Source organism: Streptomyces sp. NPDC058525 (assembly GCF_042719495.1).
GTDB lineage: Bacteria > Actinomycetota > Actinomycetes > Streptomycetales > Streptomycetaceae > Streptomyces.
In genome coordinates this window covers 72,946-90,551 of record NZ_JBHXNP010000025.1, presented here as the reverse complement: position 1 = coordinate 90,551, position 17,606 = coordinate 72,946, and the positions used below count along the sequence as shown (strand labels likewise).

The window sequence follows — 17,606 nt, the reverse complement described above, 5'->3', positions numbered from 1 at the left end:
CGACACCCACCCCAAACGACAACGTCGGCCTTCAAGACCACAACCGGGTCTTGAAGGCCGACGTCACGCGAGCCCCCGAATAAACCAACAGCATCGTCCTTACGGCCGGGGGCTGTTGGCTGCGTCAGCCTCTCAGGCTGCCTTGTGTGGGGTGAGCTCGATGGTCAGGTCGGCATCGAGGGCTCGCGCGAGGCGTCGCAGGAGCGGGATGGTGGGTACGGTGCCGCCGCCTTCGATCCGGGAGATCTGGGGCTGCTTCATTCCGCAGCGTTCGGCCAGTTCGGTCTGGGACAGGCCGAGAGCAGTCCGCCGATCGTAGACCAACTGGCCAAGTTCGTGCGCCAGTTCCGCCTCCTCGTACAGTCGGTCGTATTCGGTGTTCTCCTCGGCGGTTTCGCCGAGAAGTTTGCGGTGGCGGCGGGTCCTCCACTCGGCGTGGTTCATGGCAGTTCCTCCTTGATCGGGCGGCTGTAGACGTCGTACTCGGCGGCCGCTGCGTGACTCGCTTCGCAAGCGGCCTGGAGGGCACGGGCGCGCTCGACCTCCGCTGCCTCGCGCATCTTCGTCTTGCGGAAGACGGTCAGCAGTACGACACGACGGCCGGAGGCGAGCCAATAGGTGATGCGTTGCGCCTCGCCACCGAGGTCGAAGCGCAGCTCACGGAGCTTGCCGCCGAGGTGGCGGGTGTACGGCTCGCCGAGGGTGGTCGGGTTCTCGGCGAGGCGGTCTACCTTCTGCTCGGCTATCACGTAGTGGTGGGCAGGTAGGTCCTCCAGCCAGAGGCGGACCTCGGGCTCGATCTCAATCGTGTACCGCTCACCGGTCATAGCTCTGATGATATATGGCGCAGATGTTCTATGCCGGGTGGACCGCCACGCCCCTGAGGACGCCCACGCCGGGTTGGCCGCTGTCCGCTGTCCGGCTTCCGAAGCCCGCAGCGGTTCTTCCTCTCATTCCCTCGCACGTGTGCGCAGCCGTAGGCTGACGCCAGGCGCAAGATGAGAAGGGGCACCACTGTGGACATCCCCAACAACCTCACCACCGGCGAGCGGATTCGACTGCTGCGCGAGTCACGCGGGATGTCGCGTCCCGTGCTCGCGGGCCTCTGCGGCCGCGGACCGGACTGGCTCAAGAAGATCGAATCAGGTGAGCGGGACATCCGCTCGCACACCCTGCTGCTGCGTCTCGCGGGGGCGCTCCAGGTCACCGATGTCTCCGTCATCACCGGCACCGGGACAGGGGTCGTACAGCCGGTCTTGCTGGGGAGCCTGACGCACCCCTCCATGCCGGCGATTTGGGAGGCCGTGATGACCCGGCCGCTGCTTCTGGCTCTGCCGGAGGCCCCGCCGGACCCGGCCGCACTACAGACCCGCGTGGACGGCGCGTGGCGTCTGTGGCACACCTCGGATCACAACCGCAGCCAGGTCGGAGCCCTTCTGCCGGACCTGATCCGGGACGCGGAGATCGCCACCCGCGCCCTCGAAGGCGTGGGCCGGCGGGCCGCGTACGCCGTGCTGTCCGAGGTGTACCGGCTCACTGGGCAGGCGACCGCCTACATCGCACCGCCCGAGATGGCCTGGGTGGTCGCGGACCGGGCGCTCGCGGCAGCCCAGGCTTCCGACAGTCCGGCAGCCATTGCCGCGGCGGCCTGGAGCCTCGGCAACATCCTCAGGTCGACGGCGCATCCGGACGAAGCGCTGGAGTTCGTCAAGGACGCGGCGGCGCTTCTGCGTCCGCACCTCGACGGCGCGCCGGACGACTGGAGAGGCGTGTACGGGGCGCTCCAGCTGCACGCCGCGGTGACTGCCGCCCGCGCCGGCCGAGCCGGGGACGCGTGGCGGCACTGGGACGCGGGCGATCAGGTCTCCAAGTCGCTCCCCGCGTCGTACGTCCACGCGAGCACGATGTTCGGCCGGGCCAATGTCGACTTCCACCAGATCAGCGTCGCCACCGACCTGTCCGCGTCCCGCCAGGCACTCGCACTGGCCAACGAGGTCGACCCCGACGCGATGCCGTCCCTGGAGCGGCGTTCACGGCTGTGGGTCGAGGTGGCACGCGGACACCTTCAGCGTGGGGACCGTACGGCCGCCCTGCACGTCATGCAGATCGCGCACGGCATCAGCGCCGAGACAGTCGCCTACACCCCCTCGGCCCGCACAGCGGTGCTGGACCTGTGGAGGGAAGCGCCCCGGGCGCTCAGGCCGGAGGCAGGCCGCCTCGCTGAAGCCGTGGGAGTGGCGACCGCATAGGGGGACACCTCGGGGTAGGGGGACGGTCTGTCCCTCTACCTCGCCCTGTGCGCCCATACGGTGACGGTACGTCATCGAATGGGAGGTACACCATGGTGCGAGGATGGCACGCGTCCTTGTCCCGCGACGCCGAGCCGGCCGTGGACCACGACACCGGCGAGATCCGAGTGCCGCTGGAGCTCTACGACGTCGATGTCCGCAAAGGCGACACCGAACTGGTCCTCAGCCGCCGCGACGTCCGCACCCTCGCGAAGGCCTTCGCGAGGGCGGTCGCCCCCACCGGTGCGGAGGGGGAGCGGGGATGACCGATGTCACCGTGCCCCGTTGCACGCGTCACGTGCTCGGCATTGACACCCCTGACGGCACGCACCCGGTCCTGCTGCCCGTCGCCGAGCCCAGCTCCGAGCTCCTCGACCGGGCACTCGTCGGCTGGGAGCGGTTCCTTGGTTCCCAGGGGCCGTGCGATGGCTGAGGTGTACGAGTACCTGCCGCACCCCCTGCTCCGCACGCGCGTCCGCGACATCGCCTCCGGCGCGGAGGGCGTGCTGATGGCCGTCATCAACGAGAACGTCTCGGCAACCGGCATCGAGCACTGGGTCGAGCTGGCCTACATCCGCAGGGCGAACGGCCGCGAGTTCACGACCGCCGTCGGCAACATCGAGGCGGCGGGCCCTTGAGCCGGGCGAGCCGCGATGCCAGGGGCCGGGGTGCCGAATCTCCCCGGGCCGCCCACACGTCGTGCCGTGCAGTGCCGATGGTGCCGCCAGGGGATGAACTCAGGGCAGGTCGAAGGTGATGTTCACCCAACCTCTCCGTCCGGCGCCTCCGTGAGTGTGAGGGTTCCATCCTGTGCCTCGGAGACCCTCACCAAGGTCCCGCCGTTGTCCTCGCCGGGAAACACGAGCGAGAAGTGGGGGTCCATCTCCATGAGGAAGTCCCAGCCCTCGCGCAGAGTCGTGCCGAGGGCATCGGCATGCCGACCGGTTGCCTGCCAGGAGCCGGCCGCGTCGGCAGTGACGGTGATGTCGATGTCGTACTTCTCGAGGCACGTCGCGCGATTGGCCCACCACTCAAGGCGGGCCTGACCCGCGGCTCGATCCATGAGCCCACTATGCACGGTGCCACGGTGCCCAGGCCGGACGGATCTCGCTCTGGCGTCGAAGGGTGACCGTCCTCGGGGTGCGGGGGAGGTGGCCCGGGGCCGGGCTGTACGGAGCCTCCAGTGGGCTTCGAGACCCTCTCACGAGGGTGGGGGCGGACGACTCAGCCCTCGGCCCCCTCTGGAAGGCATCGTGAAACGACTGTTGCAGACCGCGGCGGCGGTGATCCTCACCGCAGGACTCTTGGTTCCCACGGCGGCCGCCGAGGAAGCCTCCTCCCTGACCCAGCGACCGGCGGCGCGGTTCGCCCAGCCGGGCTCCCTCTCCTCGCCGTTCGGCAAGGGCAGCTTCCGGTTCGGTGTCTCGAGCTCCGCCACCCAGATCGAGGACCAGAACACCAACACCGACTGGTACAAGTGGACCCAGCCCGTCGCCGAAGGCGGCATGGGCAAGAGCCCCGCCGTCGGTGAGGGCGTCGACGGGTACACGCTGGCCATCGAGGACATCGACCTCATCGCCGCCCTGAACGTGGACTCGTACCGCTTCGGCATCGAGTGGGCGCGCATCGAGCCCCGCCGCGGCCAGATCGACGAGCAGGCCATCGCCCACTACAACAAGGTGATCAACGCCCTCGTCGCCCGCGGCATCCGCCCGGTCGTCACCATCCACCACTTCGCCAACCCGGTGTGGGTGGACAACCCCGAGGACGTCACCTGCGCCAACGGGCCCTCGGACACCAACCTCTGCGGCCTCGACCACCCCCAGGGCGGTCCGCTCGTCGTCAAGGCCATGGCCGACCACTCCCGGCTGCTCGCCCAGCGGTTCGGCGACCGCGTCCGCGACTGGGTGACGCTCAACGAGCCCGGCGTCTACATGATGTTCTCGCACGCCTTCGGCGCGGGCCCGCCCGGCAAGGCCAACCTGCCGACCAACTTCGACACGAAGTTCGCGCCCGCCGTGCGCACGTACATCGACGCCCACGCCGCCATGTACAAGGCGATCAAGAAGGTGGACCCGGGCGCCAGCGTCGGCCTGACCGCCAGCGTCAAGCAGTACGAGGCCGTCCGCGACGGCAAGATCAGCACCGAGCCCCGCGACATCGCCGCCCGGGACCGCTTCCGCCGCTTCTTCGAGCTGAACTTCCTCGACTCGCTGCGCTACGGCACCTTCGACGCGAACTACGACGGCACGCCCGACGAGCAGCACCCCGAGTGGAAGAACACCCTCGACTGGCTCGGCATCCAGCTGTACGACCGCACCGGCGTCACCGACCCGACCACCCCCGGGCCGACGACCCTGCCCGTCATCAACGTCGACGTGTGCGGCGCGCCGCCCTGCTTCCCGCTCAAGGACCCGACCTACTTCATCCCCGACATGGGCTACGAGTCGGACCCGCAGGGCCTCTACCCCGTCCTGAAGGACTTCAGCCGCCGCTACAAGGGCCTGCCCCTGCTGGTCTCCGAGTCCGGCATGGCCACCGCCTCGGGCAAGCGCCGCGCCGAGTTCATCGTCCGCGCCCTGGAGCAGATCCAGCGGGCCCGCGCCGAAGGCGTCGACGTCCGCGGCTACTACCACTGGAGCCTGATGGACAACTTCGAGTGGCTCGGCGGCTACAAGCCGCGCTTCGGCCTCTACGCCGTCGACCGCACCACCATGCAGCGCACCCCCACCGAAGCGGTCGGCGTCTACGCCCAGATCGCCGGGTCCCGGAAGCTGAGCCCGGCTGTGCGCGCCCAGTACGGCGGCAGCGGCCCGCTCACCCCGGAGCCGGGCCAGGCGCCCGCCTCACCCCCGGCCACCACCGCCGGCCCGGCCGTCACCGGCCGCCGGGACTGACCCCCACGGCCGGGCGCGCACCGCGCCCGGCCCCCGTCTTCTGCCGAGGCCTCGGTTCAACGATCTCCAAGGATGCCCAGATGAGCAACGCCCAGGTGAACAGCGGCGCCGCTGCCGCCCCCGTGCCCGTCGCCGCGGACATAGCCGCCCGGCTGCGGGAGACGATCGCCGGACTCCTGGAGATCGGCCCCGGCTCGGTCGACGAGCACCGTTCCCTGCGGGACCTGGGCATGACCTCCCTCTCGATCGTGGCCATGCTGGACAGCGTGTCCGCCTGGCTGGGACGCCCCGTCCCCGCCTGGGCCGCCTGGCAGTACCCCACCGTCGCCGCCCTCGCCGGCCACCTCGCCGGCGAGGAGCGGCCCGCCGCCCCCGGCGCCGGGACCGCCCGCGCCGCCCGCGGCCGCGCCCACGCGCAGGAACCCATCGCCGTCGTCGGCCTCGGCTGCCGGCTGCCCGGCGGCATCGAGACGCCCGACGCGCTGTGGCAGAGCCTCCTCGACGGCGTCGACGCCGTGCGCGAGGTCCCCCGCGACCGCTGGAACGCCGACGAGTGGCTCGACCCCGACCCCCGCGCCCCCGGCCGGATGACCACCCGCTGGGGCGGCTTCCTCGACGACGTCGCCGGCTTCGACGCCGAACTGTTCCGCATCTCGCCCGCCGAAGCCCGCCAGATGGACCCCCAGCAGCGCATGGCCCTCGAGAGCGCCTGGGCCGCCATCGAGGACGCCCGGATCGTGCACGGCGACCTCGAAGGCACCCGCACCGGCGTGTTCATGGGCACGATGGCGCAGGAGTACCACCTGGCCACCGGCGCCGACCCGAACAACATCGAGACCCACTCCGCCACCGGCTGGGACAACTCGATCATCCCCGCCCGCATCGCCTACACCCTCGGCCTGCACGGCCCCGCCCTCGCCGTCGCCACCGCGTGCAGCTCCTCGCTGACCGCCACCCACCTCGCCGTGCAGAGCCTGCGCTCCGGCGAGTCCGACCTCGCCCTCGCGGGCGGCGTCAACATCATGCTCAGCCCCCACACCACCGTCGCCATGACCAAGTTCGGCGGCATGAACCCCGACGGCCAGTGCCGCGCCTTCGACGCCGGCGCGGGCGGCTACGTACGCGGCGAGGGCTGCGGCGTCGTCGTCCTGCGCCGCCTGTCCGACGCCCTCGCCGAAGGCGACCGGATCTACGCCGTCATCCGCGGCAGCGCCGTCAACAACGACGGGGCCTCCAACGGCCTCACCGCGCCCAACCCGCGCGCCCAGGCCGAGGTCCTGCGCGCCGCCTGGCAGGACGCCGCCGTCGCCCCCCGGCACGTCTCCTACGTCGAAGCCCACGGCACCGGCACCCTCCTCGGCGACCCCATCGAGGCCGAGGCCCTGGCCACCGTCTTCGCGGACGGCCGCGAGGAACCCCTGCGCATCGGCTCCGCGAAGACCAACTTCGGCCACCTGGAACCCGCCGCCGGCGTCGTCGGCCTGATGAAGACCGCCCTGGCCCTGCACCACGGCGAACTCCCCGCCAGCCTCCACTTCGAGACCCCCAACCCGCACATCGACTTCGAGGCCGGCCGCCTCGAAGTCGTAGCCGAGCGCCGCCCCTGGCCGCACGGCAGCCGCCGGTACGCGGGCGTCAGCAGCTTCGGCTTCGGCGGCACCAACGCCCACATCGCCCTCGAAGAGGCCCCCTACCGCCGCCGCCACCTCGTCCCGCTGGCCGCCGACACCGACCAGGAGCTGCGCGAGGCCGCCGAGGCCGTCACCGCCCGCGCCCGCGCCGGCCACGGCTGGTACGCGCCCGAACTCCTCGCCCGCGCCACCGGCGCCCAGCGCACCGTCGCCGCCGTGAGCCACCCCGACGAACTCGACGGCACCCTGCGCGAACTCCTCGCCACCCGCACCCCGCGCACCCCCGGCGCCCGGCCCTCGCTGGCCTTCTTCTTCTCCGGCCACGGCTCCCAGTGGCTCGGCATGGGCCGCGACCTGCTCGCCGAACCCGCCTTCCGGACCGCACTCGACGCCTGCGACACGGCGATCTCCGAGGCCACCGGCTGGTCCGTCGTCGAGGAGTTGCTCGCCGGACCCGACACCTCCAGACTGGACCGCACCGACGTCGTCCAGCCCGTCCTGTTCGCCGTCCAGGTCTCCCTCGCCCGCACCCTCGAAGCCTGGGGCCTCGAGCCGTGCACCGTCTTCGGCCAGAGCATCGGCGAGGTCGCCGCCGCCGTCGTGGCCGGCGCCCTGCCGCTGACCGAAGGCGCCCGCCTCATCGGCACCTGGTCCCAGCTCATCGCCGAACGCGCCGCCGGACAGGGCGCCCTGCTGCTGTGCGAACTCCCGCTGGAGGCCGCCCGCGAGCTCGCCGCCCGCCACCCCGGCCGGATCTCCCTCGCAGGCCACCTCGCCCCCGGCCAGACCGCCGTGTCCGGAGCGCTGGACGCCGTCGCCGCCGTGGAACGCGAGCTCGCCGACGCCGGGGTGCGCTGCCAGCGCGTCCACATCGACTACGCCTCCCACAGCGAGCAGCTCGCCGCGCTCGCCCCCGAACTCGAACGCCGGCTCGGCACCCTGCGCACCGCCCCGGCCGCCATCCCCTTCTGGTCGACCGTCACCAACGGCTTCACCGACGGCACCGCCCTCGACGCCGCCTACTGGGCCCGCAACATGTGCGCCCCCATGCTGATCACCGAGGCCGTCACCGCCCTCGCCGACGAACGGGGCCTCGCGATCGTCGAGATCGCCCCGCACCCCGTCGCCCGGCACTCCCTCAAGCGCACCCTGACCGCCCTCGCCGAAGCGGCCGCCGCCGGGGACACCACCCCCGCCCCGGGCCCCTCCTCGGTCCTGGTCACCGGCCGCCGCGACCGCCCGGCCCGCCGCTCCCTGGAGGACGTCGCCGTCCGCCTGTGGTGCGAGGGCTACGACGTCGACTGGGGCGCCGTCACCGGCCGGCCCCAGCGCCCCGCGCCCACCGCGCCCGTCGCCGTCACCGTCTCCGGCAAGAGCGCCGCCGCGCTCGCCGCGAACGCCGCCGCCCTCGCCGACCACCTGGCCGGCGCCTCCACGGCCACCCTGCTCGACACCGCGTACACCGCCGCCGGCCGCCGCTCCCACCTGGAGCACCGGGCCGTCGCCGTCGCCGCCACCGCCGACGAGGCCGCGGAGGCCCTGCGCGCCCTGGCCCAGGGGGCCCCGCACCGGGCCCTGACCGAGGGCACCGCCCGCAAGGGCGACCTGGCCGTGCTGTTCACCGGGCAGGGCAGCCAGCGCCTGGCCATGGGACGCGCCCTGTACGGGGCCCTGCCCGCCTTCCGGCAGGCCTTCGACGAGGTCTGCGCGGAACTCGACCGCCACCTGCGGATCCCGCTCGTCGCCGTGCTGTTCGCCGACCCCGACGGCGCCGACGGCGCGCTCGTCCACGAGACCGAGTTCACCCAGCCCGCCCTGTTCGCCGTCGAGGTCGCCCTGTTCCGGCAGTGGCAGGCCTGGGGTGTGGAACCGCGCGTCCTGGCCGGCCACTCGGTCGGCGAGCTCGCCGCCGCGCACGCGGCCGGCGTGCTCGGCCTGACCGACGCGGCCCGTCTGGTGGCCGCCCGCGGCCGCCTGATGCAGGCCTGCGAGCCGGGCGGGGCCATGGCCTCCGTCGAGGCGTCCGAGGCCGAGGTGCTGGACGTCCTCGCGGACGTGGACGGCCGGATCGCGGTCGCCGGGCTCAACGGGCCCGCGCAGACCGTCGTCAGCGGCGACACCGCCGCCGTCACCGCCGTCCTCGGCCACTTCGCCGCGCAGGGCCGCCGCACGCGCAGGCTGGAGGTCTCCCACGCCTTCCACAGCCCGCACATGGACGCGATGCTCGACGCCTACCGGGCCGTGGCCCAGGAGTGCGCGTTCGACGCACCGGGGATCCCGCTGGTCTCCACCGTCACCGGCGCCTGGACGGACTCCGGCATCGCACCGGGCGAGGGCATGCGCTCCGCCGAGTACTGGGTCCGCCAGGTCCGCGAACCCGTCCGCTTCCTCGACGCCATGGCCACCCTGGAGCGGGCCGGCATCGCCCGCTACCTCGAATGCGGTCCCGCCGCCGTGCTGTCCGCGACGGGCGCCGGCTGCGTCGAGCGCGAGGTCCCCTTCATCGCCTCCCAGCGCGCCGACGAGAGCGACGAGGCCCGCATCCTCGTCCAGGCCCTCGGCGCGCTCCACGTCAGCGGCCAGGACGTCGACTGGTGCAAGGTGTTCACCGGCACCGCCGCCACCGTCACCGACCTGCCCACCTACGCCTTCCAGCGCGAACGCCACTGGATCGACGCCCCCGAGCCGGTCCGCGGCGGCCGCCCCGCCGCCGACGACGTGCTGTGGCAGGCCGTCGGGAGCGGTGCGGCCGAGCGCGTCGCCGAACTCCTCGGCGTCGAGGACAGCATCACCGACAGCACCGCCGTCGCCGCCCTGCTGCCCCACCTGGCCGCCTGGCGCGAACGCCAGGACCACGCCGACACCGTCGCGGCCTGGCTGTACGAGCAGACCTGGGAGCCCGTCCGACCCGCCCCGGCGGCCCCCGCCGCCCCGGGCCACTGGCTACTGATCGCCCCGACGACCCCCACGCCCCCGACCACGGCCAAGGCTGCCGCCCAGGCCGCCCAGCCTCCGGCCGCCGCGGAGGCCCAGGCTCCGGCCGCCCTGGACGCTCAGGCTGCGCCCGCCGAGGCCCGGCAGTCGGCCGCCGCCGCGCCCGGGGTGCCCGGAGCGCCCGGGGCTTCCGCCGAGCGCACGGCTCGCGCCGATGCCCCTGCCGATGAGGCGGAGGCCCCGGCCGACGCCTGGGCCCCGGCAGGGGCCCAGGCCGCGGGCCTCGTCGGGGCCGTCGCCGCGGACGCCCAGGCTGCGCCCGCCGAGGCCCGGCAGTCGGTCGCCGCCGAACCTGGGGTGCCCGGCGCGCCCGGGGCTTCCGCCGAGCGCACGGCTCGCGCCGATGCCCTTGCCGATGAGGCGGAGGCTCTCGCCGGCGTCCAAGCCCCGGCAGGGGCCCAGGCCGCGGGCCTCGTCGGGGCCGTCGCCGCGGCGCTCACCGCCGCCGGCGCGACCGTCCACGTCCTGCCCGGCCACGACGACCGTGCCGCGTACGGGGCCCCGCTGGCCGCGCTCACCGCCGAACTCGGCGGCCGGCCGCTGTCCGGGGTGCTTGCGCTCACCGCCACCGACACCACCGCCCACCCCGCCCACCCGGCCACCACCACGGGCGCCGCCCAGACCCTGGCCCTCGTCCAGGCCCTCGGCGACGCCGCCGTCCGCGCCCCGCTGTGGCTCGTCACCCAGGGCGCCGTCCACGCCGCCCCCGCCGACCCGGCCCCGCGCCCCGACCAGGCCCTCGCCTGGGGCCTGGGCCACGTCATCGCCCTGGAACACGGCACCCGCTGGGGCGGCCTCGTCGACCTCCCGGCCGACCCGGCCCAGGCCCTGACCGAGGTCCCGCGGCTCGCCGCAACTGTTAACGGCGTTAACGCCGTTAACGCCGCGAGCGACGCCGGCCCCGCCGGAGGCGAAGAGCACCTGGCCCTGCGCCCCACCGGCACGTACGCCCGCAGGCTGCGCCGCGCCGCCACCCCGCCCGGCGCCGCCGCCCCCTGGACCCCTCGCGGCACCGTCCTCATCACCGGCGGCAGCGGCGCCCTCGCCGGCCACCTCGCGCAGCGGCTCGCCGAACGCGGCGCCGAGCATCTCGTGCTCGTCTCCCGCCGGGGCCCCGCGGCCGAGGGGGCCGCCGAGCTCACCGCCCGCCTCGAAGCCGCCGGCGCCCGCGTCACCTTCGCCGCCTGCGACCTCACCGACCGCGGCCAGACCCAGCGGCTGCTGGACGGCCTCGACGGCGAACAGCCGCCCCTGCGCGCCGTGTTCCACACCGCGGGCATTCTCGACGACCGCCTCCTGGACCGTCTCGACACCGAGGCCCTGGCGGCCGCCGCCGCGCCCAAGCTCGGCGCGGCCCGCCTGCTGGCCGAGCTCACCCGCGACCACGCGCTCGACGCGTTCGTCCTCTACTCCTCCGTCGTCGGAGTCCTCGGCAACCTCGGCCAGGCCAACTACGCCATGGCCAACACCGCCCTCGACGCCCTCGCCGACACCCTGCGCGCCGAAGGCGTCCCCGCCCTCAGCCTCGCCTGGGGCCCCTGGGCCGACGGCGGCATGACCCACGGCGCAGCCGAAGCCCAGCTGCGGGCCGCGGGACTCGCCCCGATGGCCGTGGCCCGCGCCCTGACGGCCCTGGACACCGCCCTCGCCTCGGGCCGCTCCCTCGTCGTCGCCGACATCGACTGGCAGAAGGCCGCCGCAGGCTACGGCGAAGCCCGCCCGCGCCGCTTCCTCGACGAGATCGCGGAGGCCCGTACCGCACCGGCCACCGACACCGCCGCAGGTACGGGCACCGCCGCGGCCCGGAGCGAGACGAACCCGTTCCTGAGCGGGGTCCTGGCCCTGCCCGAGGCGGACCGCGCGGCCCACGTCACGGCCGTCCTCGCCGCCGAGGCCGCCGCCGTGCTCGGCATCAAGGACCCCGGGTCCCTGGACCCGGAACGCGGGTTCAAGGACCTCGGCTTCGGATCGATGATGTCCATCGACTTCGCCGCCGGAGTCCAGAAGCGCACCGGCGTCACCACCCCCAAGACGCTCGCCTTCGACTGCCCCAACCTCAGCACCGCCACCGACTGGCTGCTCGCCAAACTCGCCCCCGCGGCCCCCGCCGCGGACCCGGCCGGCCCCCGCCCCGGCCGCGGCGACGAGCCGCTCGCCATCGTCGGCGTCGGCCTGCGCATGCCCGGCGGCGCCCACGACCTCGACAGCCTCTGGACCGTCCTCGCCGAAGGCCGCGACACCGTCACCACCGTGCCCGCGGACCGCTTCGACATCGACGCCTTCTACGACGCCGACCCGGACGCGGAGGGCCGTACGTACGCCCGCCACGCCTCCTTCCTCGACGACGTCGCCCACTTCGACGCCGCCTTCTTCGGCATCAGCCCGCGCGAGGCCGAGCCGATGGACCCCCAGCACCGCCTGCTCCTCGAAGCGGCCTGGACCTCCCTCGAAGACGCCGGGATCCGGCCCCGCGAGCTACGGGACTCCCGTACGGGCGTGTTCGTCGGCGCGGGCGTCGGCGAGTACGGCAAGTACCGGCAGGGCGGCGCCCCCGACACCTACACGCTGACCGGCACCCTGCCCAGCTTCAACGCGGGCCGCCTCTCCTACCACCTCGGCCTCCAGGGCCCGGCGCTGTCCGTGGACACCGCCTGCTCCTCCTCCCTGGTCGCCCTGCACCTGGCCTGCGAGGCGCTGCGCAGCGACGAGTGCGAACTCGCCCTGGCCGGCGGTGTGCAGGTGCTCGCCGACCCGGGCGCGTTCATCGCGCTCAGCCGCTCGCACGCGCTGTCCCCGGACGGCCGCAGCAAGACCTTCTCCGCCGAGGCGGACGGCTACGGCCGCGGTGAGGGCGTCGGCGTGCTCGCCCTCATGCGGCTCTCGGACGCGCAGGCGCAGAACCGTCCGGTCCTCGGTGTCATCCGGGCGACCGCCATCAACCACGACGGAGCCAGCAGCGGCATCACCGCGCCCAACGGCACCTCACAGCAGAAGGTGATCCGCGCCGCCCTCGCCTCGGCCGGCCTCGCGCCCGCCGACGTCGACTACGTCGAATGCCACGGCACGGGCACCTCGCTGGGCGACCCGATCGAGGTGCAGGCGCTGGCCGCGGTCTACGGCGAAGGCCGCACGCCGGGGCGCGAGTTGGGGCTCGGCACGGCCAAGAGCGTCATCGGGCACCTGGAGTCGGCGGCCGGTGTCGCGGGCGTCTGCAAGATGCTCGCCTCCTTCCGGCAGGACGCCCTCCCGGCGACCCTCAACAGCTCCCCGCGCAACCCGAACATCGCCTGGGAGGAACTGCCCGTCCGGGTCGTCGACTCGCTCACCCCGTGGGAGCGGGACCGGTCGCGTCCGCGCCGCGCGGGCGTCTCGTCCTTCGGCCTGAGCGGTACGAACGCCCACGTGGTGCTGGAGGAGCCCCCGGCGGCCGCCGTGCCGTCGGCCGCCGCTGCCCCGGACGCCGGGGCGAGCGCCGGCTCCTCCTCGTACCCGGTGGTCGTGTCGGGCCGTGACGAGGCCGCGCTGCGCGAGCAGGCGGGCCGGCTGGCGGACTGGGCCGGGGCGCACCCCGAGGTCCCGGTGGCCGATGTGGCGGTCACCGCCGCCCGGCACCGTTCGCAGTTCGAGTCGCGGGCGAGCGTGGTCGCGGCCGATTCCGCCGGTTTGGTGGAGGCGCTGCGGTCGCTGGCCGAGGGCGCTTCGCACGATGCGGTGGTGACGGGTTCGGCTGCGCGGCGCGGCAAGGTCGTGTTCGTGTATCCGGGTCAGGGCTCGCAGTGGGTGGGCATGGGCCGGGCGCTGCTCGCGGAGAACGAGACCTTCCGGCAGACGATCGACGCGTGCGATGCGGCTCTGCGGCCTCACACGGGCTGGTCGGTGCGTGAGGTGCTGGCGGGGGAGGATGGTGATCACCCGCCGTTCGACCGCGTGGACGTGGTCCAGCCGGCCCTGTTCGCGATGGGTGTCGGCCTGTCGGCGGTCTGGCGCTCGCTCGGGGTCGAGCCTTCGGCGGTTGTCGGCCACTCGCAGGGTGAGGTCGTCGCCGCTGTGGTGAGCGGTGCTCTCACTTTGGAGCAGGGCTCGCAGATCGTCGCCCAGCGCTCGCAGGCGGTCCTCGCCTGCGCCGGCCAGGGCGGTATGGCGCTGATCGAGCGCCCGGTCGCCGAGGTCGAGGGATTCATCGCCCCCTACGGCGACGCCCTGTCGGTGGCCGCCGTCAACACCGCCGGTTCGACGGTGATCTCGGGTCAGGCGGACGCGATCGTCAAGATCGTCGCCGAGCTGTCGGACCAGGAGGTCTACGCCCGCAAGATCAACGTGGACTACGCCTCCCACAACGCCCAGATGGACCCCCTCCTCCCGGCCCTGTCCGAGGGATTCACCGGGATCCTCCCGCAGCCCGCGGACATCGCCTTCTACTCCACCGTCACCGGATGCGCAGCCGACGGCGCCGGACTCGACGGCGCGTACTGGTGCCGCAACCTGCGCGAGCCGGTCCGCTTCGACCGCGCCCTCAACCAGCTCCTCGACGACGGCCACGGCGTCTTCGTCGAGATCAGCGCCCACCCCGTCCTGTCCATGCCGCTGACCGACGGCAGCGCGGAGCGCGGCGGCATCGTCGTCGGCTCGCTCAGCCGCCGTGACGGCACCCCGGCCCAGCTGCTGCGCAACCTCGGCCTGCTCCACGTCCAGGGCCACGACCTCGACTGGGACCGCGTCCTGGGCGCCGGAAGCCTCGTACCGCTCCCCTCGTACGCCTTCCAGCGCGAGCACTTCTGGCTCCCGGTCGCCCAGGCCTCCGGCGACGCCGGCTCCCTGGGCCTGGAGGCCTCCCGGCACCCCTGGCTCGGCGCGGCCCTCGAACTCGCCGACGCCGACGGCCACGTGTTCACCGGCCGCCTCTCGCTCACCGACCAGCCGTGGCTGCGCGACCACACCGTCTTCGGCTCGGTCATCGTCCCCGGCACCGGCCTGCTCGAACTGGCCACGGCCGCCGCCCACGAGGCCGGGGCCGTCGCCGTCGCCGAACTGACCCTCGCCGAACCGCTGGTGATCGAGGACGCGGTACGCCTCCAGATCACCGTGGGCGCCCCGCACCACGGCCGCCGCCCCATCACCCTGCACAGCCGCCCTGACGGCCCCGGCCGCGCCTGGACCCGCCACGCGAGCGGCGAACTGCTGCTCGACCCGGCCGGCCCGGACGCCCCCGGCACCCCGGCCGCCCCCGGTACCCCGGACGGGTTCGCCGACCTCCGCGCATGGCCGGTGGCCGGCGCCGAGCGGGTCGCGCTCGACGGCTTCTACGACCGCTTCGCCGCCCAGGGCATCGACTACGGCCCGGCCTTCCGGGGCCTGACCGAACTGTGGCGCAAGGGCAGCACGGCCTACGGCCTCGTACGCCTCCCCGACCCGGCCGCGGGCACCGAGTACAACGTGCACCCGGCGCTGCTCGACACCGCCCTGCACGTCATGAAGGGCGCGACGGAAGGACAGGACGAACCCGAGGGCGCGCTGCTGCCGTTCGAGTGGACGGACGTCGAACTGTTCGCGGCGGGCAGCGGCGAACTCCGCGTCCGCATCGACGTCGAGCAGTCCGCCGCCGGCCAGTCCGTCCAGGTGTGGGCGGCCGACGCGGCGGGCTCACCCGTCGTCCGCGTCGGCGCGCTCCACCTGCGCCGGGCCACCGCGGACCAGCTGCGCGCCGCCCGCTCCACCGGCGCCCGGGACCTGCACCGGCTGGCCTTCCAGCCCGTACCGGCGGCCGCCACGGCCTCCGGCCGCCGCACGGCCGACCTCGTGGTCGGCGGCACCGGGGAACTCGCCACGCTGCTCGGCATCGAGGCGGTGTCCGGCGTCGAGGCCCTGTCCGCCCGGCTGGCCGCGGGCGGCCCGGCACCCGAGCGTGTCATCGTGGACACGACGGGACGGGCGCCCGCCATGACCCCGTCCGAGGCCGTGTTCCGCGGCGGCGAGTACACCCTCGCCCTGCTCCAGGCCCTGCTGGCCGACGAGCGGCTGGCCGGCACCGAACTCGTCTTCGTCACCCGCGGCAGCATCGGCGCCGTGGAAGGCGACCCGCTCGACGGACTGGCCTACGCACCCCTGTGGGGCCTGGTCAGGTCCGCCCGCGCCGAACACCCCGGCCAGAACCTGCGCCTGCTGGACCTCGGCCACGACAGCACCAAGGACTCCGTCGCGGCCGCGCTGGCCCGCGCCGACGAGCCGGAACTCGCCCTGCGCGACGGCCGGCTGCTGGCCGCCCGCCTCGTCACGGCCGACCGGCCGGCCGACGCGGCGGCCGCAACCGCCACCGGCTCCGGCTCCGGCTCGGGCTCGGGCGAGGTGCGCACCCTGGATCCGCAGGGCACCGTCCTCATCACGGGCGGCGTCGGCGAGCTCGGCCGCGAGGTCGCCCGCCATCTGGTCCGCCGGCACGGCGTCCGGCACCTCGTACTCACCTCACGGCGCGGCGCCGAGGCGCCCGGAGCCGCGGAACTCATACAACAGCTCACGGAAGAAGGCGCGGAATGCGTGCGGGTAGAGGCCTGTGATGTCGGTCGGCGCGATGACGTGGAGAAGGTGCTCGGTCTGGCTGAGGAGGGTCGGCCCTGGACGGCCGTCCTGCACCTCGCGGGCATCCTGGACGACGGTGTACTCCTCGGCCAGGACGCACAGCGGCTCGCTCATGTGATGGAGCCCAAGATCACCGGCGCCGTCCACCTCGACGAGGTGACCGCCGGCCTGGGCCTGGACCTCGCCGCCTTCGTGTTCTTCTCCTCCGCCGCCGGCACCGTCGGCACGGCGGGACAGGGCATCTACGGCGCGGCCAACGCCTGCCTCGACGCGTACGCGGCCCGCCGCCGCTCCGAGGGACGCCCGGTCACCAGCCTCGCCTGGGGCCTGTGGCACCAGGCCGGGGTGGGCATGACCTCGCACCTCGGCACGGCCGAACTGGACCGGATGCGCCGCCAGGGCATCGCCCCGCTCAGCTTCGAGCACGGCCTGGACCTGCTGGACGCGGCCCTCGCCCAACCGGCCGGCAACTTCGTACCCTTGCAGCTCGATCTGCGCGCCGCACAGGGCGAGGTGGACCAGGGCAGGCCCGCGCCCGCCCTGTTCCGGTCCCTCGTACGGTCGCGGCCGCGCCGGGCCGAGGCCCCCGCCGCCGCATCCGGCGGTCCGGCCGGGCTGCGGGAGCGGCTGCTGGCGGTACCCGAGGACCAGCGGGCCGACCTGGTGACGGAGCTGGTGCTGCGCGAGGTGGCCGCCGTACTGGGCCTGAACTCGACCGGGACCCTCTCCCCGCAGGAAGTGCTCAAGGGGCTGGGCCTCGACTCGCTGATGGCGGTGGAGCTGCGCCGGCGCCTGGCGACGGAGAGCGGGGTACCGCTGCCCGCGACCCTCGCCTTCGACCACCCGACGCCCGAGCACATCACCCGGCTCATCCTCGGCCGGCTGGAGCTCCCGGCCCCGGCTCCGGCCTCGGTACCGGCAGCGGTCCCGGCCTCGGTGCTGGCCGCGGCGACGGGCGCCGCGGCGGCGATCGCGGCGATCGCGGACCTGGCGGTCCCGGACGGCGGGTCCGGCCCCACGGCGGACGCGGGGCCCGACGGCGCGGCGGACGACGGCGAACGGTCCGTCGAGGACCTCAACGCCGAGCTCGACGCCCTGTTCGCCGCCGAGGGATTCGGCCTCGACTAGGCCCCCGCACCAAGGCCTCCGAGCCCGCGCCACCGGCCACACCAGGTCACGTTGACCCGGGCTCAAGTGTTTGCCGATTGGCTGATCCGGTCTCC

Annotated in this window: 9 protein-coding genes; 6 read left to right on the top strand and 3 right to left on the bottom strand. The window is 74.2% G+C overall.

Annotated features, from left to right (window positions below; genetic code table 11):
• Positions 1-132: 132 nt before the first annotated feature.
• A complete protein-coding gene (locus ACFWP3_RS14855; protein WP_384220462.1) occupies positions 133-444 on the bottom strand; it encodes a helix-turn-helix domain-containing protein in 312 nt (103 codons plus the stop codon).
• Positions 441-827 (bottom strand): type II toxin-antitoxin system RelE/ParE family toxin, encoded by a 387-nt coding sequence (locus ACFWP3_RS14850; protein ID WP_384220460.1) that lies wholly within the window; start codon positions 825-827, stop codon positions 441-443. Before ACFWP3_RS14850 ends, ACFWP3_RS14855 begins: the two co-directional genes overlap by 4 nt.
• Positions 828-1,016: 189 nt before the next feature.
• Here ACFWP3_RS14850 and ACFWP3_RS14845 point away from each other — a divergent pair, with 189 nt between their 5' ends.
• From ACFWP3_RS14845 to ACFWP3_RS14830, 4 genes are all read left to right on the top strand, one after another.
• Complete coding sequence (locus tag ACFWP3_RS14845; RefSeq protein ID WP_384220458.1) at positions 1,017-2,249, top strand: helix-turn-helix domain-containing protein; 1,233 nt, start codon at positions 1,017-1,019, stop codon at positions 2,247-2,249.
• 116 nt (positions 2,250-2,365) lie between these two features.
• The gene (locus ACFWP3_RS14840; RefSeq protein ID WP_384220455.1) at positions 2,366-2,554 is read left to right on the top strand and encodes a hypothetical protein; all 189 of its coding nucleotides are present in this window, start codon (positions 2,366-2,368) and stop codon (positions 2,552-2,554) included.
• Positions 2,551-2,721 carry a hypothetical protein gene (locus ACFWP3_RS14835; RefSeq protein ID WP_384220453.1) on the top strand — a complete coding sequence of 57 codons (171 nt, stop codon included), beginning with the start codon at positions 2,551-2,553 and terminating at the stop codon, positions 2,719-2,721. The genes ACFWP3_RS14840 and ACFWP3_RS14835 overlap by 4 nt, the downstream gene beginning before the upstream one ends.
• Complete coding sequence (locus ACFWP3_RS14830) at positions 2,714-2,926, top strand: hypothetical protein (protein WP_384220451.1); 213 nt, start codon at positions 2,714-2,716, stop codon at positions 2,924-2,926. The genes ACFWP3_RS14835 and ACFWP3_RS14830 overlap by 8 nt, the downstream gene beginning before the upstream one ends.
• 122 nt (positions 2,927-3,048) lie before the next feature.
• Here ACFWP3_RS14830 and ACFWP3_RS14825 read toward each other — a convergent pair whose 3' ends face one another.
• Positions 3,049-3,351 carry a hypothetical protein gene (locus tag ACFWP3_RS14825; protein ID WP_384220448.1) on the bottom strand — a complete coding sequence of 101 codons (303 nt, stop codon included), beginning with the start codon at positions 3,349-3,351 and terminating at the stop codon, positions 3,049-3,051.
• 190 nt (positions 3,352-3,541) lie between these two features.
• Here ACFWP3_RS14825 and ACFWP3_RS14820 point away from each other — a divergent pair, with 190 nt between their 5' ends.
• Entirely contained in the window at positions 3,542-5,185 is a 1,644-nt protein-coding gene (locus tag ACFWP3_RS14820) for a glycoside hydrolase family 1 protein (RefSeq protein ID WP_384220446.1), read from the top strand.
• Between the two features lie 80 nt (positions 5,186-5,265).
• Positions 5,266-17,511: an SDR family NAD(P)-dependent oxidoreductase gene (locus ACFWP3_RS14815; protein ID WP_384220444.1), complete on the top strand. Its 12,246-nt coding sequence runs from the start codon at positions 5,266-5,268 to the stop codon at positions 17,509-17,511.
• Positions 17,512-17,606 lie beyond the last annotated feature (95 nt).

Coding starts and splice junctions, on each gene's coding strand:
- ACFWP3_RS14815 (WP_384220444.1), top strand. CDS start 5,266: ATGAGCAACGCCCAGGTGAACAGCGGCGCCGCTGCCGCCCCCGTGCCC.
- ACFWP3_RS14855 (WP_384220462.1), bottom strand. CDS start 444: ATGAACCACGCCGAGTGGAGGACCCGCCGCCACCGCAAACTTCTCGGC.
- ACFWP3_RS14830 (WP_384220451.1), top strand. CDS start 2,714: ATGGCTGAGGTGTACGAGTACCTGCCGCACCCCCTGCTCCGCACGCGC.
- ACFWP3_RS14850 (WP_384220460.1), bottom strand. CDS start 827: ATGACCGGTGAGCGGTACACGATTGAGATCGAGCCCGAGGTCCGCCTC.
- ACFWP3_RS14835 (WP_384220453.1), top strand. CDS start 2,551: ATGACCGATGTCACCGTGCCCCGTTGCACGCGTCACGTGCTCGGCATT.
- ACFWP3_RS14825 (WP_384220448.1), bottom strand. CDS start 3,351: ATGGATCGAGCCGCGGGTCAGGCCCGCCTTGAGTGGTGGGCCAATCGC.